Origin of the sequence: Bosea sp. PAMC 26642 (assembly GCF_001562255.1) — a bacterium.
GTDB lineage: Bacteria > Pseudomonadota > Alphaproteobacteria > Rhizobiales > Beijerinckiaceae > Allobosea.
On sequence record NZ_CP014301.1, the window covers coordinates 1,592,554 to 1,610,264 of the forward strand.

Genomic DNA, 17,711 nt, shown 5'->3' on the forward strand with positions numbered 1-17,711 from the left:
ACGCCCGCGAAGTCAATCGCGACGGCATTCCAAAACCGGCTTCTGCGGCAAGCTTGCCAAAGCCTTGGTCGAATGGCCTAATCCCGTCGAAGTGCAATCGTGATACGTTATCGCGACGCAAAGAAGCGGCCGCAAAGAGCCTGCTTTGATCAATCCCGGAGGAATACCATTCCATGACGATATCACGCCGACTGCTGCTCGCATTTGCCGCTACAGCCCTTGTTTCCGGGCTGGCGGCCCCGGCAGCCGCCCAGGGCTGGCCGACGAAATCGATCACCTTCATCGTGCCATTCCCGGCCGGCGGCGGCACCGACGCCTTTGCGCGGCCGCTGGCGGCGCAGCTCGAACAGCAGCTCGGCCACCGCATCATCATCGACAATCGCGGCGGGGCCGGCGGGACGGTGGGCGCGTCCGCCGCCTCCAAGGCCGCACCCGACGGCTACACCTTCTTCATCGGCGCGGCGCACCACGCCATCGCGCCCGCGCTCTATCCAAAACTCGACTACAACATCGAGAAGGACTTCATCCCCGTCGGCGTCATCTCCCAGCCGCCGCAGGTCGTCGTCGTCAACCCGCAGAAAGTGCAGGCCAAGACGCTGGCCGAGCTGATCGCCTTCGCGAAGGCCAATCCCGACAAGCTGAATTACGCCTCCGCGGGCAACGGCACGACGCATCATCTCGCCGGCGAACTCTTCAAGCTGCTGGCGAAGGCCCCGCTGACCCATGTCCCCTATCGCGGCGCTGGCCCGGCCATGCAGGATCTGGTCGCCGGCCAGGTCGATGTCATGTTCGACGGCCTCGGCTCATCGGCCGCACAGATATCTGGCGGCTCGCTGCGCGCGCTTGCGGTGGCGGCGCCGACACGTGCCGAAGCCTTCCCCGACGTGCCGACAGCCAAGGAGGCCGGCCTCGACGGCTATGAGGTCGCGACCTGGTACGGCATCTGGGCGACCAAGGGGACGCCTGAGCCGATCGCGACAAGGATGCGCGAGGAGATCGCCAAGGCGCTGAAGGCCCCGATGATCGTCGAGGCCTGGAAGAAGAACGGCTCGACCATACCCAATCTCTACGGCCCGGAATTCGGCAAGTTCGTTTCGGCAGAGGTTTCGCGCTGGGGGAAAGTTGTCGCCGAGGCCAATATCCGGCTGGAGTGAGCTACGACACCCCCTGCCCGGCCACCGTCAGAGCTGAGCCTCGTCGCCCGCGCCGTCGATCACGGTGCGGGCGATCTGCATTGCGAAGCCGGCTCGGGCCAGCGCGGCCAAATCCTTCTGACGGCTGGCCGCGCGGTCTCCACGGCTCCACGGTCCGAGCCGTTTGCGCTTGGCGGCGATGCGCGCTGCGGCAAGTTCCTGCTCCTCGGTCGCGGTGCTGTGCTGGGCCACGAGATCGCGATCGACACCTTTCGCCGAAAGCCTCGCGGCCACGGCTCGCGCCGATTGCCCCTTGCGCCGCAAGGTCGCCGCCCGCGCTTCCGCAAAGCGCCTGTCGTCGACGAGACCAGACGAGACGCATTTCGCCACGACCTCGTCGAGCATGGCATCGAATGCGCTGGGCTCGGCGCCATGATGCCGGCAACTGACCAGCACCTTGCGCTGCAGCACGCGCCGCAACTGCGCCGACGGCGCAGCGTAGCGTTCGAGATAGTGCATCGCCGCGCGCTGGAGGTAGTCGAAGCTGATCTTGCGCGGAGGGCGCCGCTCAGGTCGCTTTCGATCGGCCGTCGCCCGGAACAATTCCGCCACTAGTCGTCACCTGGCTTGGAGCGGCCTGCCTTGATCGAGGCGCGCTTGTCCTTGGAAACTAGTCGCCGCTCCTTCGAGGCCTTGGTCGGCTTCGTCGGCCGCCGGACCTGCGGCTTGACCGCAGCCTCACGGATCAGCTCCAGCAGGCGTTCCAGCGCCTCCTCGCGGTTGCGCTTCTGGCTCCGCTGCGCCTGCGCCACGATGACGATGACCCCGTCCAGCGTCAGCCGGCTGCCGGCGAGCTTCATCAGGCGGATGGCGACGTCGTTGGGCAGCGAACGCGAGCGCCTGATGTCGAATTTGAGCTGGACCGCGCTCGACACCTTGTTGACGTTCTGGCCGCCCGGCCCCGAGGCACGCACGAAACTTTCCTCGATCTCGCTCTCGTCGATCGCGATGGACGGCGTCACCTGAATCATGGGAGCAAGTTACCTCACTTGCAGGAGATTTGCAGCGTTGAAGCCGTCCCGCGACATCTCCCGCCTGATCGAGATCATGGCCGCGCTGCGCACGCCCGGCAGTGGCTGCCCCTGGGATCTGGAGCAGGATTTCGCCTCGATCGCACCCTACACGGTCGAGGAGGCCTATGAGGTCGCCGATGCGATCGCGCGCGGCGACAGGCTCGACCTCAAGGACGAACTTGGCGATCTCCTGCTGCAGGTCGTCTATCACGCGCAGCTGGCGCAGGAGGAAGGCTCCTTCGCCTTCCCCGACGTGGTCGAGACGGTCACCACCAAGATGATCCGCCGCCATCCGCATGTCTTCGGCGAGGCGCGCGATCTGTCACCGCTCGAGGTCAAGGCGCTCTGGCACGCCATCAAGGCGCAGGAGAAAGCTGACAAGGCGACTGCGAGGGCGGCCGCCGGCCTGCCGGAGAAGACCGAGGACAAGGGCGTGCTCGCCGGGGTGCCGCACACCCTGCCCGCCCTCACCCGCGCCTGGAAGCTGCAGGCGAAAGCCTCGACAGTCGGCTTCGACTGGAAGGATGCGCGTCTCGTGCTCGACAAAATCCGCGAGGAAACGGCTGAGATCGACGAAGCCATGTCCTGCAGCGACAAGGCGGCGATCAAAGAGGAGATCGGCGACTTGCTCTTCGTCGTCGCCAACCTCGCCCGCCATGTCGACGCCGACCCGGAAGGCTGCCTGATCGCCGCCAACGCCAAGTTCGAACGGAGGTTCGGCGGCATCGAGCAGGCGCTCGAAGCGCAGGGGCGGGCCGCGAAGGATGCGACACTCGACGAGATGGAAGCACTCTGGCAGGCGGTGAAGCGGGCAGAGAAGGCAAACGGCGTCTAACCCTGCCGTTCGGCCTCCGGAAACCGCGCGCCAAAGGCCCCTTCCCGCTCCGGCGGCAGCCTGACAAGCAGGTTCAGCGCCCCGTCCTCGGCATCCTCCCGGTCCAGGATCTCGCCATTGGCATGGAGCCAGGCCAGCGACTTGCCGTCGCCAGGCGCCAGCATCAGCCGGTACACTGGCCGGCTCTTGGCAATGCGAACCTCGATCGCGTCCGTCAGGCGCCCGATCCCGTCCCCTGTCAGCGCCGAGACCAGCACGGGCCGCGAGACCTCCGGCTTCAGTGCGGCCAGCCCGAGCTGTCGCTCGCGCTCGGCCTCGTCGAGCAGGTCCGACTTGTTCCAGACCTCGACGACGCGCTGTCCGTCATCGGGATCGATGCCGAGATCGCGCAGGATGCCCTGCACATCGGCGGCCTGCGCTTGCGTATCCTCATGCGAGACGTCGCGGACATGCAGCAGAACATCGGCCTCGATCGCGTCCTCCAGCGTGGCGCGGAAGGCAGCGACGAGTTGCGTCGGCAGATCGGAGATGAAGCCGACCGTGTCCGACAGCATGATCCGCGCGCCATGCGGCAGCTTCAGCGCGCGCGCCGTCGGGTCGAGGGTCGCAAACAACATGTCCTGCGCCAGCACCTCGGCCGAGGTCAGCCTGTTGAACAGCGTCGATTTGCCGGCATTGGTGTAGCCCACGAGCGCAACCACCGGATAAGGCACGCGTTTGCGGCTGGCACGATGCAGACCGCGCGTGCGCTTGACGCTCTCCAGATCGCGCTCGATCTTGGTCATCCGCTCCTGGATGATGCGCCGATCCGCCTCGATCTGGGTTTCGCCGGGGCCGCCGAGAAAGCCGAAGCCGCCGCGCTGGCGCTCCAGATGGGTCCAGGACCGCACGAGCCGGCTCTTCTGGTAGTTGAGATGCGCAAGTTCGACCTGCAGCGTGCCCTCGCGGGTCCGCGCGCGCCGGCCGAAGATCTCGAGGATCAGCCCGGTCCGGTCGATGACCTTGCAGCCGAAGGCCTTTTCGAGATTGCGCTGCTGAACCGGCGAGAGCGCGCAATCCATCACGACGAGACCGATCTCCTCGATCTTGATCCGCTCGGCGATCTCCTCGACCTTGCCCTTGCCCAGATAGGTCGCAGGGCGAAACGCCGTCAGCATCACCTGGATCGGCTCGACGACGGTCAGGTCGATGGCAGCAGCGAGTCCGACCGCCTCATCGAGCCGGGCGGCGAAGGAGCGCTGATTGGCCTCGGTCGTCCCGGCGCCGCCCCGGCGCTGGGAATAGGGCCCGATGACATAGGCGCGCGTATTGGCCGCGATCTCCCGCTCGATCTCGTCGAGCGGTTTCGCGACCGGTTCGCCGTCCTCCGCCCCCTTGCGGCCGGACACGACGTTCAGGCCTTGTCCGCTTCCTCGGGCTCGAACAGCTGGACCGGGTGCCCGGGCATGATCGTGGAGATGGCGTGCTTGTAGACCAGCTGCGAATGGCCATCGCGGCGCAGCAGCACGCAGAAATTATCGAACCAGGTGACGACGCCCTGCAGCTTGACGCCGTTCACGAGAAAGATCGTCAGCGGTATCTTCTGCTTGCGGACGTGGTTGAGGAACGTGTCCTGGAGGTTTTGTGCCCGCTCTGCGGCCATGGTTAGCCCCTGTTGTTGGGATCGCTCATCGGGTTCATGCCCGCGATCCATTTCGTTCCGTTCGCGAACTCCGCCGTGGAGACATCGCTTCGAAACACCGATCGATCATTAGATCGTCGAGCCATACGACAAAGCAAGTGTTGCAGCGCACGCTATTTGCGCAATCAGCCTGCGTATCGTGCAGACGCTCATGCAATCTGCGCCGGACGACGCATCAACCGACCCCGAGCGACTTCAGCTTCCTGTGGAGCGCCGAGCGCTCCATGCCGATGAATTCGGCCGTGCGCGAGATGTTGCCGGAGAAGCGCGCAATCTGCGCGATCAGATATTCGCGCTCGAAAATCTCGCGGGCGTCGCGCAGCGGCAGGCTCATCAGCCGCTCCCCGCCCGAGCCTGACGGCGTCGTCGGCACCATCGCCCCGACCTCGGCCGGCAGCATGTCGATGGTGACATCGGCCGTCGGATCGCCCTTGGTCAGGATCATCAGCCGCTCGACATTGTTGCGCAGCTCCCTGACGTTTCCGGGCCATTCGTGCGATTGCAGCACCGCCATGGCGTCGGAGCCGATCCGCCGCTTTGGCAGCCCGGTCGCGACTGAAATCTGGTCCATGAAGAACTCGATCAGCTCCGGCACATCCTCGCGCCGCTCGGACAACGCCGGAACCCGCACGGGAACGACGCTCAGGCGGTGATAGAGATCCTCGCGAAAATGCCCGTCGGCGATAAGCTGGGCGAGGTCGCGGCTGGTCGAGGAAATGATCCGCACATCGACATGGACGCGGGTCGCGCCGCCGACCCGCTGGAAATTCTGGTCGACGAGCACGCGCAGGATGCGATTCTGCGTCTCGCGCGGCATGTCGCCGATCTCGTCGATATAGAGCGAGCCGCCATGCGCTTCCTCGAGCGCCCCGACCCGGCGCGTGCGCCCTTCCCCGCCTTCGACCCCGAAAAGTTCCTCCTCCATCGTCTCGGGCGTGATCGTCGCCGCGTTGATCACGATGAACGGCGCCGACGAACGACTGGAAGCCTCGTGCAGCGTACGCGCCGCCAATTCCTTGCCGCAGCCCGGCGCACCGGTGATGAGCACGCGGGCATTGGTGGGCGCAACGCGCTCGATCGTCTGGCGCAACTGGTTGACCGTGGTCGAGCGACCGACAATGCGGCTTGCCTGGACCGAGCGCGTCTTGAGTTCGCGCACCTCGCGCCTGAGCCGCGACGCTTCGAGCGCCCGCTCCGCAACAAGCACGAGCCGATCGGCCTTGAACGGCTTTTCGATGAAGTCGTAGGCGCCGCTCTTGATCGCCGAGACGGCGGTCTCGATGTTGCCATGGCCCGAGATCATCACCACCGCCAGGTCGGGGTGGCTTTCCTTGACCAGTTCCAGCACCTGCAGGCCGTCGAGCCGGCTGCCCTGGAGCCAGATGTCGAGGAAGACCAGATTGGGCCGGCGCGCGGCGATCGCTGCCAGCGCCTCGTCGGCCGAGCCGGCCTTGCGTGTGCGGTAGCCCTCATCCTCGAGCAGGCCGGCGACCAGCTCGCGGATATCGGCCTCATCGTCAACGACCAGGATGTCGGCGCTCATGCGTGGATCTCATTCTGCTTGTCGCGTTTGGCGGCGTTTGAGCCGTTTTTGCCGGTCTCCTCGGCAGGGGTGATATCGTCGGGCGGGCCAGCCTCCGGGAACCAGAGCCGGATGCGGGCGCCGCGGACGCCTTGGGCCGCATCGGCCCGGTCGAGCAGCTCGATCCCGCCGCCATGGTCTTCCAGGATCTTGCCGACGATCGCGAGACCCAAGCCGGTGCCGCCGTCGCGCGTCGTCATATAGGGCTCAAGCAGCTTCTGGCGCTGATCCGCCGGCAGGCCCTTGCCGTTGTCGACGATGTCGATGACGATCCGGCCGTCATCCTGCCGCTCGAAGGCGACCTCGATCCGGCCCGGACCCCGCTCCTCCATCGGAACGGCCTCGATCGCCTCGGTCGCGTTCTTGATCACGTTCGTCAGGGCCTGCGAGAGCAGCCGCCTGTCGAACTGCGCCAGAACCGGTACAGCCGGCAGGTTTTCCGAGATGGTCAGTTCCGGATTGCCCACACGCATCAGGAACACGATCTGGCGCACGGTCTCGACGATGTCCTCGCGGGCGAGCGAGGGCTTCGGCATTCGCGCGAAGGACGAGAACTCGTCCACCATCCGGCGGATATCCTCGACCTGCCGCACGATCGTGGCCGTGCACTGGTCGAAGATGTCCTTGTCCTCATGGATGACCTTGCCGAACTTGCGCCGGATGCGCTCGGCCGAAAGCTGGATCGGCGTCAGCGGGTTCTTGATCTCATGAGCGATCCTTCGGGCCACGTCGGCCCAGGCCGCGGTCCGCTGCGCCAGCACGAGATCCGTGATGTCGTCGAGCGTGACGACGAGGCCGGCACCGGCCCCCTCCCCCTCGCGCACCGCACGGACATTGACCATGCGGTCGCGCCCGCCGCGCGTGATCGCGATCTGCCCCGAACTCGAGCGCTGCCGACCCTGAAGTGCCTCTGCGACGAAGCTCGCGATTTCCGGCGCGACCGCCGCGATCGGCTCGCCGAGCAGCCGCCCGCCCGTGCTGAGCAGCGATTCGGCCGAGCGATTGACGATCGTGACATGGCCATCACTGTCGAGGCTGAGCACGCCCGACGATACGCCCGAAAGGACAGTCTCGGTGAAGCGCCGTCGTCGGTCGATGACGTCGCTGGCGGTAATCAGCCCGTCGCGCTGCCGGCGTAGTTCGGCGGTCATCTTGTTGAAGGTCTCGCCAAGATGGGCAAGATCGCCTTCCGAGCGGCGTATCGGAACCTGGACATAGAAGTTTCCGCTGGAAACCTGGTCCGTCGCATGGATCATTCGCCTGATCGGCGCCACCAGCGCATTCGCGAAGCTCAGTCCAAGCCAGATCGCAGACAGCAGCAGGATGACCGCGATGAGCGCGTACATGGATGCGAAAGCGATCTGCACGCCCTTCCGGCGAGCATCGATGGAAAGGTATTCTGCAGCCGCCCCTCGTGCGACCGCCGGAAATTCGACCGCGAGCGGATCGACCTCGCGGGCGATGTGCAGAAAGCTGTTCTCATAGGCCGGCAATTTAACCAGCGCACCGAAGACGCGCCCCGTTGCGGGGAGTACGCAGATCGGTTCGGGGGAGGACAAAGCGTCCTCGAAGGCGGCTTGTTCGGGCTTTGGCGCATTGCGCAGCACGTTGATGTTGGCGCGCACGACCACGTCGTCAGGCCCGCGCATGATCGCGGCAACGGGCACGCCGAGCGCAGTCGCCCGTGCGGTCAAAAAGGTTTCGAACCATTGCCGGTTGGTCTCGAAGGCCGGCCTGGCACGAGCTAGATCGTCCGACAGGATCCTGATCTCGCGGCCCAGCGATTGGCACTGGCCGGCGACATAGGCGTCCGCCACCTCGACCGACTTGAAGATGGCACCCCGCATACGGTCCGAGAACCAGGGCTCCAATCCCCGCTCGATCGTGATCGTCGCGATGACCGCGACCAGAATCGCAGGCAGCGCCGCGACGATGCTGAAAAGTCCCACGATACGAACATGCAGACCCGCCGCTGCCGCTCCGGCCCGCCTTGCTCTCACCAGCACCGCGGCCTCGAAAGCGACGATGACCAGCAACAGGAGAATCAGCAGGCCGTTGAGGATGAAGACGCCGATGACGACTTCATGCACCGGGGCGATCGGCGTAACGCCCGACAGGACGAGAAAGGTGACGAGCGCGGAGATCAGCGCGAAGGCGACGACGATCGCCCCGAGCCAGCCCGAGACCCGCCGTCGCGGCTCCTCGCCACGCGGCATGATTTTGACGTCGGCGACGGACGAGGACACGATCTGACAACGACTCCGTTCGGGGCGGGTTCCATGTGGAACCGTCTCCCGGCGCGCAACTGATGCGCCGCCGCAACGGTGTTGTCAAAATATGACATAGAAAAGGCGGAGGTCAGCCTCTCGCTTACCGGGGCGAACGCACGACCTGCATATCGAGTTCGCGGATCTTCTTGCGCAGCGTATTGCGGTTTAGTCCGAGCAGTTCCGCTGCACGAATCTGGTTGCCGCGCGTCGCGGCCAGGGCGGCCGCGATCAGCGGCGGCTCAACCTCGCGCAGAATGCGGTGGTAGAGTCCGGGCGGCGGGATATTGTCGCCGAAGCCGCCGAAATATTGCGTGAGATGCCGCTCGACCGAACCCGACAGCGTCTCGGCCCGCTCCTGCGTGGAGCCCCCCGAGAAGCTCGTATGGGAGGTGGCCGGCTGCAGTTCGGCCTCGACGATCGGCGCGGTTATCGTCTCCTGCGGATAAAGCGCCGCGAGCCTGCGAACCAGATTCTCAAGTTCGCGAACATTGCCGGGCCAGCGATAGCGCCGCATCACGTCCATCGCTTCCGAATCGATCTGCTTGCGCGGCAGACCCTCCTTCTCGACCAGCAGGAAGAAGTGCCGAACGAGATCGGGAATGTCCTCGACGCGCTCGCGCAGCGGCGGCAGGCGAATTGGCACGACGTTCAGACGGAAGAACAGATCCTCCCGGAACAGCCCGTGGGCGATCGAGATGCGCAGATCCTTGTTGGTCGCGGCGACGATGCGGACGTTCGTCTTGATGGGAGTCCGCCCGCCGACCGTGGTGTATTCGCCCTGCTGGAGAACGCGCAGCAGCCGGGTCTGAGCCTCCATCGGCATGTCGCCGATCTCGTCGAGAAAGAGCGTGCCGCCCTCGGCCTGCTCGAACCGGCCCGACGAGCGGGTCAGCGCGCCGGTGAAGGCACCCTTCTCATGGCCGAACAGCTCCGATTCGATCAGGTCCTTCGGGATCGCGGCCATGTTGATCGCGACGAACGGACCATTCTTGCGCTTGCCGTAATCGTGCAGCGCACGCGCGACCAGCTCCTTGCCGGTACCCGACTCGCCGTTGATCATGACCGTCAGGTCGATCGGCATCAGCCTGGCGAGCGCGCGATAGACGTCCTGCATCGCCGGCGAACGGCCGATCAACGGAATGTCGTCGGGCTCGGCCGCGTTGGCGCGTCCGCCATCGCCGCGCGGGCGCGACAAGGCGCGACCGACGATGGCGACGAGTTCCTTCAGGTCGAAGGGTTTCGGCAGATATTCGTAGGCGCCTCGCTCGGATGCCTTGATCGCGGTCATGAAGGTGTTCTGCGCGCTCATCACGATGATCGGCAGTTCCGGACGAACCCGCTTGATGCGCGGCAGCAGATCGAAGGCGTTGCCGTCCGGCATCACGACATCGGTGATGATCAGGTCGCCGAGACCTTGCGCGGCCCAGGTCCAGAGCGTCGCCGCCTGACCGGTTGTCCGCACTTCGTATCCGGCGCGGGCAAGAGCCTGGTTGAGCACGGTGCGGATCGCGGCGTCGTCGTCCGCGATGAGGATGTTACCGGTCGGCATTCACTGGGTCCTGTAGGCCTAAACGGTCTGAAGCGCTCGCGACTGGTGCAGAGGCAGCAGAATTCTGAAGGTGGTCCGGCGCGCGGCAGAGTCGCACTCGACGATTCCGCCGTGATCGCCGATCACCTTGGCGACAAGTGCAAGTCCAAGGCCACTGCCCTGCGCCTTGGTCGTGACGAAGGGATCGAACAGATGCGGCAGCAGGTCCGACGGCACGCCGGGCCCGTTGTCGCGAATGCCGATTTCCAACGGCAGGGCGATGCGTCCGGAGGAGCCGGCAAGCTGCATACGGATGCCGGGACGGTAAGCCGTCGTCAGGGTGATCTCGCCGTCGATCGAATGCGTTCCGATGGCCTCGGCCGCATTCTTCACTAGGTTCAGCAGAACCTGGACGAGTTGGTCCCGGTTTCCGGCGACCGCCGGCAGCGACGGGTCGTAGACCTCGTTGAAACGGATATGGCGGGCAAAGCCCGACTGGGCCAGCCGCTTCACATGGTCAAGGACATCATGGACGTTTACGGGGCCGCGCTCGCTCGGGCGTTCGTCGCCGAACAGTTCGACGCGCTCGACGAGCTTCACGATCCGGTCGGTCTCGTCGCAGATCAGCTGGGTCAGGATACGCTCGCTGTCGGGGACGGACGCTTCGAGCAGTTGCGCCGCGCCGCGAATGCCGGAGAGCGGGTTCTTGATTTCGTGGGCCAGCATCGCTCCGAGCGCCGTGATCGACCGGGCCGCCCCACGATGGGTCAGCTGTCTGTCCATTTTTTCGGCAATTGTCCGTTCTTGAAGCATTAATACGACGGCATCGCTCTGGCTGGACAAAGGCGAGGCAAACACGTCGACGACACGGTCGGTTCCGAGACGTGGCGAGCCGAGATCGAGACGATACTCGCTGACGCTCGAACCGCGCCGTTGCACCTCCTCCACCAGCGCAAGCACGGGTGAGCCAAAGGCGATGTGGTCGTCGATGCGCTGCCGCTTCAGGACGACGGCGCTGGACTGGAAGAAGTCTTCCGCCGCCGTGTTGGCGTAGAGGATGCCATGGCCCTCCCCGATCACGAGAATCGGCACAGGCAGCACGTTCAGGGCCTGGAACTCGATCGAATCCAGCAGGAATTCGCCTCGGCCCGGACCTCCGCCGTCAAAGAACGCCATCGCCATACGCAACACCTTTCGTTCAAGCCGCCTTGCGGCTCCGTTCGGTGGAAAAAAGATCGCCAAGCGCGGTCAGCGCTCGGCGCGGATCGTCCGTGGTCAGAAGCGCGCGCCGCACGTCCGGCTCGCCGTCGCAGCCACTTGCAATGGCCTCGTCGGCATAAGCCGCCAGGTGCTTGCGAGCATGCCTGACCCCGTGGTCCTGCCCCAGCAGCGACAACAGGCCCTCATAGTGTTCGCGGGCAACATCGTGCTTCTGCGCGAGGCCCAGGCGCTGCGGAGTGCGGCCGGCAAGCTCTGCGCCGATCTCCCCGACGATCCAGGGCCGGCCCAGTGCCGACCGGCCGACCATGACGAAATCCGCGCCGGACTGCGCAAGGCAGGCCCGGGCATCGGCCACGTCGTGAATGTCCCCATTGGCGACGAGCGGAAATTCATCGACAGCGTCGCGCACGGCCCGGATTGCCTGCCAGTCGGCGACGCCTTTATAAAATTGCTGGCGGGTGCGGCCATGCACGGCGATCATCGCCACTCCGGCCGCCACCGCTCTGCGCGCGAGTTCCGGCGCATTGCGACTGCTGTCATCCCAGCCCAGCCGCATCTTGACCGTGACCGGAACGGAGACCGCCGTGACAGCGGCTTCGATCAACCGCATCGCATGATCGAGATCGCGCATCAGCGCCGAGCCCGCCCAGCCGCCAGTCACCTTCTTGGCGGGGCACCCCATGTTGATGTCGACGATCTGCGCGCCGTTCGCCTCGGCCAACCTCGCCGCCTCGCCGAGCCAATGCGGATCGCATCCCGCCAACTGCACGACATGAGGGAAGACGCCTGCTCCCTCGGCGCGGATCCGCGCCTCTTCGCTGCCGCGTACGAACTCGTCCGACGCGACCATCTCGGACACGACGAGTCCCGCCCCGTAGCGCGCGGCTATCCGGCGCATGACGATATCGGTCACGCCCGACATCGGCGCCAGGAACGCACGCGACGCGACGGCAACCCCGCCAATCATCTGCACATCAGAGCCCGAATATGAGGCAACTTCCATTGTGCATATTTATTGGACATTGCTGCACAAGCGCAAGAGGCTCGAACTGATATTGCAGCGCATCATTGCCGCACCCCCGCCGCAGGCCCGCGATCGCCCGGCCGCTCCGATATCTGCGCAAGGCGGACTTGGCGAATTCCGGCGCTGCGACTATCACCGCAACGCCTGCAGGACCAGAGCCCATGCCGACCGACACTTCCGATGACCAGATTTTGGTCGCAGCCCTTCTGGTCGCTGCCGGCCGTGGCCTGCGTGCCGGCGGCGATCGTCCCAAGCAATATCGCCACATCGCCGGCAGGCCGGTTCTTGCATATGCGCTGAAACCGTTCCTGGACGAGGCTGCAATCACCACGGTGGCGGTCGTGATCGGCGCAGGCGACGAGATGCGATATGCCGATGCCATCGCAGATCTTGCCACGGACAAGCTCGTCGGCCCGACCACCGGTGGGGTAACTCGCCAGGAATCGGTCCGGCGAGGCCTGCAGGCGCTGGCAAAGTCCGGCTTCCGGGGCGTCGTGCTGGTCCATGACGCGGCGCGCCCCTTCGTCTCCGGGGCACTGATCCAGCGCGCGATCGCCGCGGCCGTCGAAGCACCCGCCGCCATCCCGGCGCTACCCGTGACCGACACGATCAAGCGCGTCGACGCGCAAGGCCACGTCGAGGAGACACCGGCACGCGCTCGCCTCGTCAGCGTCCAGACGCCCCAGGCCTTCGAGTTTGACCGGCTGCTCGCAGCCCATGATGCTGCGAGCGCGGCCGGGCAGGACAGCTTCACCGACGATGCCGCACTGATGGAATGGGCCGGCCACAGGGTCGCGACCTTCCCCGGAGACCCCGCCAACGTGAAGCTGACCCATGCCGAAGACTTCGTCCGCGCACAAAATGCTCGCAGCCTGACCGTCCGCGTCGGCTCGGGCTACGACGTCCACGCCTTAGGGCCGGGCGACCATGTCTGGCTCGGCGGCATCCGTATCCCGCATGCCCAAGGCGTGATCGCGCATTCGGACGGCGATGTCGCACTCCATGCCTTGACCGACGCGCTGCTGGGCGCACTGGCCGACGGCGATATCGGCACGCATTTCCCGCCGAGCGATCCGCAGTGGAGGGGAGCCTCCTCGGACCGTTTCCTGGCCTTCGCAGCCGGGCGCGTCGCCGAGCGGGGAGGCCTGATCGACCATCTCGACATCACCATCGTCTGCGAGGCGCCGAAGGTCGGCCCGCACCGCGAAACGATCCGCGCCCGCATCGCGGAAATCGCCGGCATCCGGATCGCCCAGGTCGCCATCAAGGCGACCACGTCCGAGCGCCTGGGTTTCACAGGACGCGGCGAAGGGCTCGCGGCTTTCGCGACAGCGACCGTCCGCCTGCCCGAGTCGGAGTGAGGCGACATGTTCGATGCGGAGATCACCGCCCTTGCCGTTGCAGTCCTGGCACTCTGCCGCGAGCGCGGCCTGACTGTCGCAACCGTCGAATCCTGCACCGGCGGATTGGTCTGCGCCGCACTAACGTCGATACCGGGCTCGTCGGACATCGTTCTGGGCGGGCTCGCGACCTATTCGAACGCCGCCAAGAGCGCGCTCGCCAGCGTTCCCCCAGCCTTGATCGAAGCCCATGGCGCCGTGAGTGAACCGGTCGCGCAGGCCATGGCCGAAGGCGGTCGCGCACGGCTCGACGCCGATCTCGCGGTTTCGATCACCGGCGTCGCCGGTCCCGGAGGCGGTAGCACGGAAAAGCCGGTCGGACTGGTGCATTTCGGCTGCGCGTCGCAAGGCCAGTCGACGCAGCATCGCGAGCGCCGCTTCGGGCCGCTGTCGCGTGACGAAATCCGCCGGCAATCGGTCATCGTCGCGCTGGAGATGCTGAAGGACGCCGCGCTCAGCCGCCGCTGACGGCAGCAGGCAAGATGCCCCTGCCATAGACCAAATCGGCGCGCCGCTCGAAGGCTTCCGCGAACTTCCGGAAAGCCTTGTCGAACATCGCTCCCATCAGCAGCCCGAGCATCCGGCTGGCGAATTCGTAGGAAATGAAGAAGCCGATCTCGCAGCCGCTGTCATGCGGCTTGAACGTCCAGCGGTTCTCCAGATAGCGAAACGGCCCATCGACATATTCGACCAGGATCTTGAGATTGGCGGGATCGAGCGTGACGCGGCTGGTGAAGGTCTCGCGGATCGCCTTGTAGCCGACACTCATATCGGCAAGCAGCACCTCGCCGCCGCCCTCGCGCGGGGTCCGCTTGCGCACCGTCAGCCCCTCGCAGAGCGGCAGGAACTGCGGGTAGTTCTCGACATCGGCGACGAGCGAAAACATCTGCTCCGGCGAGTGCTTCACCCGCCTGCTATTGTTGAACATCGGCATCTGCGGTCCGACCTCAGTTGCCGGTCTTGGCGGCCCGTGCCGCGCGCAAACGCGCAAAGTCCTCGCCCGCATGATGTGAGGAGCGCGTCAATGGCGTCGAGGAGACCATCAGAAAGCCCTTCACATAGGCGATCGCCTCGAAACCCTTGAATTCCTCGGGCGTGACGAAGCGGATTACGGCATGGTGCTTGCGGGAGGGCGCGAGATACTGGCCGATGGTGATGAAATCGACATCGGCGGAGCGCAGATCGTCCATCAGCTGCAGGATTTCGTTCCGCTCCTCGCCGAGCCCGACCATGATGCCGGATTTGGTGAAGATGGTCGGGTCGAGTTCCTTGACCCGCTGCAGCAGCCGCAGCGAATGGAAGTAGCGCGCGCCTGGCCGAACGGTCAGGTACCTGCCGGGCACCGTCTCGAGATTATGGTTGAACACGTCGGGCTTGGCCGCGACCACGACTTCCAGAGCGCCAGGCTTGCGCAGGAAGTCCGGCGTCAGGATCTCGATCGTGGTGCCGGGGGACGCGGCGCGGATGGCACGGATGACCTGTGCGAAATGCTCGGCGCCGCCGTCCTTCAGATCGTCGCGATCGACCGAAGTGATCACGACATGCTCGAGGCCCAACTTGGCGACGGCTTGGGCGACCTTGGCCGGCTCCAGGATATCCAGAGGCAGCGGAACACCGGTCTTGACGTTGCAGAAGGCGCAGGCCCGCGTGCAGGTGTCGCCCATGATCATGAAGGTGGCGTGCTTCTTCTCCCAGCATTCGCCGATATTGGGGCAGCCTGCCTCTTCGCAGACCGTGACGAGCTTGTTCTCCTTGACGATTTTCTGGGTCTCGGCCCATTTCGGCGAGCCCGGCGCCTTGACCCTGATCCAGTCCGGCTTGCGCAGGATCGGGTTCTCGGGCCGCTTCTGCTTCTCGGGATGGCGCAGTTCGGCAGGCACCGATGCGCCATCGGCCTTCGGATTGCCGATATTGGGCCGCGGGTCGCGGTTCAGGAGATCGAGAACGAGAGCCATGGCACCAATCCGTCGCGGCGGCTGTCCTGCCGCCGCCCATGCTGTCTAGCTAATCGCCCCGGCGTCGCAGGGCAACCTCGTCAGCGGCGACCGCGCGCCGCATTCCAGATCACGATGACGACCACAGCGCCGACGATGGCTGCCGCAAGCGTGCGCCAGAACCCGAAGATCTGGATGTCCAGCAACTCGGCGACCCGGCTGCCCAGAAAGGAACCGGCCACCCCCACCAGCATGTTGGTGAAGAGGCCATGATCGGACGAGGTCAGGCGCTCGGCAATCCAGCCGGCCAGCATCCCGATCAGAATGGTGGCGAAGAAGCCGTAGCCCGGCTGGGCCATTGTGGCAGCGAAGCTTTGCATCGTCGAATTCCCCCAGACATGTCAGAAGGGCGCCCTCACCGCCGACGGCCGCCGACGAGACGACGCCGGCTCCCTCAGGCGATAAAGCGCGCCAGCAGTACGACGAGGATCGCTCCGATCACCGCCATCGCCGCTTCGTCGAGGAAAGCATGGCCGGTGCGAAGGCGCCAGCCGGTCAGGCGCACGAGCCCCTGCCCCACCAACATGCCGAGCACGCCGACGACGGCATGTCGGACCAACCCTCCGCCGCCTACGATCAGGCTCGCGGCGAAACCCGTCACGGTGCCGAGCGCGATCGTCGGCGCCAGAACGCGCCAATCCAGCATGAGGCCACCGCCGGGCGGGAGGATCTCGACCTTGTCGTCGGGAACGGTATGGCCGGGATGGTGCGGCTTGCGGGTGCGTGTCATCATGAGCCGATTTCGGCAAAAATCGCGCGTAAAGTCCAGAGGCGGAAGCTACGCAGGGACCGGACGCAGGGACCGGAAGTGTCTCAGGCTGCCACGGCAGGCCGCAGACGTCTCCCGTTCAGGGCGAGATGGAGCGGCCGCTCGACTGTGACATGCACGATGGCGCCAATCGCAAGGCAAAGAGCCGTCGCGACAACCATGGCGATTGTGAAGCCGGCGACACCCAATGATCCGAACCGGGCAAGGACCGCGACCACGGGCACCAGCACGAAGACATGGGTCAGGTAGACGCTGTATGAGGCGTTCCCGAGGAAAACGACCCAGCGGGAATAGAGATCGTCACGGGATGATGTCCCGCGATGCGGAGGCGCCTCGAGATTGGCTGCCATGATCAGGCAGAAGCAGATCGCAAAGGCGATGGCTTTGCTGTCGAAGGTCAGGGCCACAACGATGAGTACCGTCGACAAGGCCAGTCCGGCACCGTGACCGATGACCTTGAGTTTCGGTGCCAGAAACCTGTTCGACACGGCGATGATCATGCCCAGCACGAAATAGAACACGATCCCCCGGCTGTAGACGAACAGGGCCAACCTAGCTCCAGAATCGCCGGCCGAGACCGCGTAAAGCTGGCCGGCCGCAAAAACCAGCGCAATCAGACCGATGCAGACGCAGACGCCGATCGCGTATCGAAAACAGAGCGCCAGTGCGAATACGGCATAGAAATACATCTCGTAGTTTAATGTCCAGCCTATGTTGTAATAAGGCTCTAAAGATCCGCGATGATCCAGGTAAGGCAGGAACAGAAACGTCTTGATGACGTTCACAATGTCCATCTCATGGTGGCCTAAGAAAAAGACCGTCGCCATCCAGATAGATGCCGTCAAATAGTACAGCGGCGCAATGCGATAAAGTCGCCTGATCATAAAGTCGACTGCAAATCCCTTTTTTCCAAACCCCGACCGGCTCGACCTTACCATGATGAAGCCGCTGACGGCGAAGAAGATCTTGACGCCGAAACCACCCATCTGGAGTGCCAGCAGGTTATGCTGGGTGGAGATGACGCCGGCCTTGGCCAGTTCCGTGATCAGATGGCTCCAGAGAACGAGCGTTGCGGCCTGAATGCGAAGGGCCTGCAAGCCAGTCAGGACGGGCAATTTTTCCATCTGGCGATCACAGGGCTAAGGGTTGAAGCGGACGGCACCCGAAGCGTATGCAGCGACGGTAACAATCCAAACACAGG

The 17,711-nt window shown here is 65.1% G+C and carries 19 protein-coding genes; 5 read left to right on the forward strand and 14 right to left on the reverse strand.

The features are described 5' to 3' along the window. The first annotated feature begins 173 nt into the window (after positions 1-173). Entirely contained in the window at positions 174-1,154 is a 981-nt protein-coding gene (locus AXW83_RS07455) for a Bug family tripartite tricarboxylate transporter substrate binding protein (RefSeq protein WP_066611981.1), read from the forward strand. Positions 1,155-1,181: 27 nt separating this feature from the next. On the opposite strand, the gene AXW83_RS07460 is transcribed toward AXW83_RS07455, so the two are convergent. Together AXW83_RS07460 and arfB are read right to left on the reverse strand one after the other, a co-directional pair. Continuing rightward, positions 1,182-1,745: a regulatory protein RecX gene (locus AXW83_RS07460; RefSeq protein WP_236841851.1), complete on the reverse strand. Its 564-nt coding sequence runs from the start codon at positions 1,743-1,745 to the stop codon at positions 1,182-1,184. Further along, the gene (arfB, locus tag AXW83_RS07465; protein WP_066611983.1) at positions 1,745-2,164 is read right to left on the reverse strand and encodes an alternative ribosome rescue aminoacyl-tRNA hydrolase ArfB; all 420 of its coding nucleotides are present in this window, start codon (positions 2,162-2,164) and stop codon (positions 1,745-1,747) included. The genes AXW83_RS07460 and arfB overlap by 1 nt, the downstream gene beginning before the upstream one ends. Before the next feature lie 37 nt (positions 2,165-2,201). Here arfB and mazG point away from each other — a divergent pair, with 37 nt between their 5' ends. Further along, positions 2,202-3,041 carry a nucleoside triphosphate pyrophosphohydrolase gene (mazG, locus tag AXW83_RS07470; RefSeq protein WP_066611987.1) on the forward strand — a complete coding sequence of 280 codons (840 nt, stop codon included), beginning with the start codon at positions 2,202-2,204 and terminating at the stop codon, positions 3,039-3,041. On the opposite strand, the gene hflX is transcribed toward mazG, so the two are convergent. The 7 genes from hflX to dusB form a co-directional block, all read right to left on the reverse strand. Further along, the gene (gene hflX, locus AXW83_RS07475; protein ID WP_066611989.1) at positions 3,038-4,429 is read right to left on the reverse strand and encodes a GTPase HflX; all 1,392 of its coding nucleotides are present in this window, start codon (positions 4,427-4,429) and stop codon (positions 3,038-3,040) included. The two genes, mazG and hflX, sit on opposite strands and share 4 nt — an antisense overlap. 5 nt (positions 4,430-4,434) lie before the next feature. Continuing rightward, positions 4,435-4,683: an RNA chaperone Hfq gene (hfq, locus tag AXW83_RS07480; protein ID WP_066611991.1), complete on the reverse strand. Its 249-nt coding sequence runs from the start codon at positions 4,681-4,683 to the stop codon at positions 4,435-4,437. A gap of 214 nt (positions 4,684-4,897) precedes the next feature. Continuing rightward, complete coding sequence (ntrX, locus tag AXW83_RS07485) at positions 4,898-6,265, reverse strand: nitrogen assimilation response regulator NtrX (RefSeq protein WP_066611993.1); 1,368 nt, start codon at positions 6,263-6,265, stop codon at positions 4,898-4,900. Continuing rightward, positions 6,262-8,550, reverse strand: coding sequence for a sensor histidine kinase NtrY-like (locus tag AXW83_RS07490; protein WP_335339341.1), 2,289 nt, complete (start codon positions 8,548-8,550; stop codon positions 6,262-6,264). The genes ntrX and AXW83_RS07490 overlap by 4 nt, the downstream gene beginning before the upstream one ends. A gap of 124 nt (positions 8,551-8,674) precedes the next feature. After that, positions 8,675-10,123, reverse strand: a complete 1,449-nt coding sequence (gene ntrC, locus AXW83_RS07495; protein WP_066611995.1) for a nitrogen regulation protein NR(I) — start codon at positions 10,121-10,123, stop codon at positions 8,675-8,677. Positions 10,124-10,141: 18 nt separating this feature from the next. Continuing rightward, positions 10,142-11,284 (reverse strand): two-component system sensor histidine kinase NtrB, encoded by a 1,143-nt coding sequence (locus AXW83_RS07500; RefSeq protein WP_236841852.1) that lies wholly within the window; start codon positions 11,282-11,284, stop codon positions 10,142-10,144. Positions 11,285-11,300: 16 nt separating this feature from the next. Next, a complete protein-coding gene (gene dusB, locus AXW83_RS07505) occupies positions 11,301-12,290 on the reverse strand; it encodes a tRNA dihydrouridine synthase DusB (protein WP_236841853.1) in 990 nt (329 codons plus the stop codon). Between dusB and AXW83_RS27485 the strand changes: the two genes are divergently transcribed. The 3 genes from AXW83_RS27485 to AXW83_RS07515 are packed head-to-tail and all read left to right on the forward strand — an operon-like array spanning position 12,220 to position 14,215. After that, positions 12,220-12,531 carry a hypothetical protein gene (locus AXW83_RS27485; protein ID WP_168166030.1) on the forward strand — a complete coding sequence of 104 codons (312 nt, stop codon included), beginning with the start codon at positions 12,220-12,222 and terminating at the stop codon, positions 12,529-12,531. The two genes, dusB and AXW83_RS27485, sit on opposite strands and share 71 nt — an antisense overlap. Then, the gene (locus tag AXW83_RS07510; protein WP_066611998.1) at positions 12,509-13,708 is read left to right on the forward strand and encodes a bifunctional 2-C-methyl-D-erythritol 4-phosphate cytidylyltransferase/2-C-methyl-D-erythritol 2,4-cyclodiphosphate synthase; all 1,200 of its coding nucleotides are present in this window, start codon (positions 12,509-12,511) and stop codon (positions 13,706-13,708) included. The genes AXW83_RS27485 and AXW83_RS07510 overlap by 23 nt, the downstream gene beginning before the upstream one ends. A gap of 6 nt (positions 13,709-13,714) precedes the next feature. Beyond that, the gene (locus AXW83_RS07515; RefSeq protein ID WP_066612000.1) at positions 13,715-14,215 is read left to right on the forward strand and encodes a CinA family protein; all 501 of its coding nucleotides are present in this window, start codon (positions 13,715-13,717) and stop codon (positions 14,213-14,215) included. Here the strand turns inward: AXW83_RS07515 and AXW83_RS07520 are convergent. From AXW83_RS07520 to AXW83_RS07540, 5 genes are all read right to left on the reverse strand, one after another. Beyond that, positions 14,202-14,681 carry a type II toxin-antitoxin system RatA family toxin gene (locus tag AXW83_RS07520; RefSeq protein ID WP_066612001.1) on the reverse strand — a complete coding sequence of 160 codons (480 nt, stop codon included), beginning with the start codon at positions 14,679-14,681 and terminating at the stop codon, positions 14,202-14,204. The two genes, AXW83_RS07515 and AXW83_RS07520, sit on opposite strands and share 14 nt — an antisense overlap. A 13-nt stretch (positions 14,682-14,694) precedes the next feature. Next, positions 14,695-15,702 carry a lipoyl synthase gene (lipA, locus tag AXW83_RS07525; RefSeq protein ID WP_066612002.1) on the reverse strand — a complete coding sequence of 336 codons (1,008 nt, stop codon included), beginning with the start codon at positions 15,700-15,702 and terminating at the stop codon, positions 14,695-14,697. Between the two features lie 80 nt (positions 15,703-15,782). After that, a complete protein-coding gene (locus AXW83_RS07530) occupies positions 15,783-16,040 on the reverse strand; it encodes a GlsB/YeaQ/YmgE family stress response membrane protein (protein WP_236841854.1) in 258 nt (85 codons plus the stop codon). Between the two features lie 95 nt (positions 16,041-16,135). Beyond that, the gene (locus AXW83_RS07535; RefSeq protein WP_236841855.1) at positions 16,136-16,474 is read right to left on the reverse strand and encodes a GlsB/YeaQ/YmgE family stress response membrane protein; all 339 of its coding nucleotides are present in this window, start codon (positions 16,472-16,474) and stop codon (positions 16,136-16,138) included. Positions 16,475-16,554: 80 nt separating this feature from the next. After that, positions 16,555-17,634, reverse strand: a complete 1,080-nt coding sequence (locus tag AXW83_RS07540) for an acyltransferase family protein (protein ID WP_066612005.1) — start codon at positions 17,632-17,634, stop codon at positions 16,555-16,557. Between the last annotated feature and the right edge of the window lie 77 nt (positions 17,635-17,711).

What these genes read in the sequence shown, in the direction of transcription:
- AXW83_RS07455 (WP_066611981.1), top strand. Translation starts at nt 174, where the DNA reads ATGACGATATCACGCCGACTGCTGCTCGCATTTGCCGCTACAGCCCTT.
- AXW83_RS07530 (WP_236841854.1), bottom strand. Translation starts at nt 16,040, where the DNA reads ATGGCCCAGCCGGGCTACGGCTTCTTCGCCACCATTCTGATCGGGATG.
- lipA (WP_066612002.1), bottom strand. Translation starts at nt 15,702, where the DNA reads ATGGCTCTCGTTCTCGATCTCCTGAACCGCGACCCGCGGCCCAATATC.
- AXW83_RS27485 (WP_168166030.1), top strand. Translation starts at nt 12,220, where the DNA reads ATGACGATATCGGTCACGCCCGACATCGGCGCCAGGAACGCACGCGAC.
- AXW83_RS07535 (WP_236841855.1), bottom strand. Translation starts at nt 16,474, where the DNA reads ATGATGACACGCACCCGCAAGCCGCACCATCCCGGCCATACCGTTCCC.
- ntrC (WP_066611995.1), bottom strand. Translation starts at nt 10,123, where the DNA reads ATGCCGACCGGTAACATCCTCATCGCGGACGACGACGCCGCGATCCGC.
- AXW83_RS07540 (WP_066612005.1), bottom strand. Translation starts at nt 17,634, where the DNA reads ATGGAAAAATTGCCCGTCCTGACTGGCTTGCAGGCCCTTCGCATTCAG.
- AXW83_RS07510 (WP_066611998.1), top strand. Translation starts at nt 12,509, where the DNA reads ATGCCGACCGACACTTCCGATGACCAGATTTTGGTCGCAGCCCTTCTG.
- arfB (WP_066611983.1), bottom strand. Translation starts at nt 2,164, where the DNA reads ATGATTCAGGTGACGCCGTCCATCGCGATCGACGAGAGCGAGATCGAG.
- hfq (WP_066611991.1), bottom strand. Translation starts at nt 4,683, where the DNA reads ATGGCCGCAGAGCGGGCACAAAACCTCCAGGACACGTTCCTCAACCAC.
- AXW83_RS07515 (WP_066612000.1), top strand. Translation starts at nt 13,715, where the DNA reads ATGTTCGATGCGGAGATCACCGCCCTTGCCGTTGCAGTCCTGGCACTC.
- dusB (WP_236841853.1), bottom strand. Translation starts at nt 12,290, where the DNA reads ATGATTGGCGGGGTTGCCGTCGCGTCGCGTGCGTTCCTGGCGCCGATG.
- AXW83_RS07500 (WP_236841852.1), bottom strand. Translation starts at nt 11,284, where the DNA reads ATGGCGATGGCGTTCTTTGACGGCGGAGGTCCGGGCCGAGGCGAATTC.
- ntrX (WP_066611993.1), bottom strand. Translation starts at nt 6,265, where the DNA reads ATGAGCGCCGACATCCTGGTCGTTGACGATGAGGCCGATATCCGCGAG.
- AXW83_RS07520 (WP_066612001.1), bottom strand. Translation starts at nt 14,681, where the DNA reads ATGCCGATGTTCAACAATAGCAGGCGGGTGAAGCACTCGCCGGAGCAG.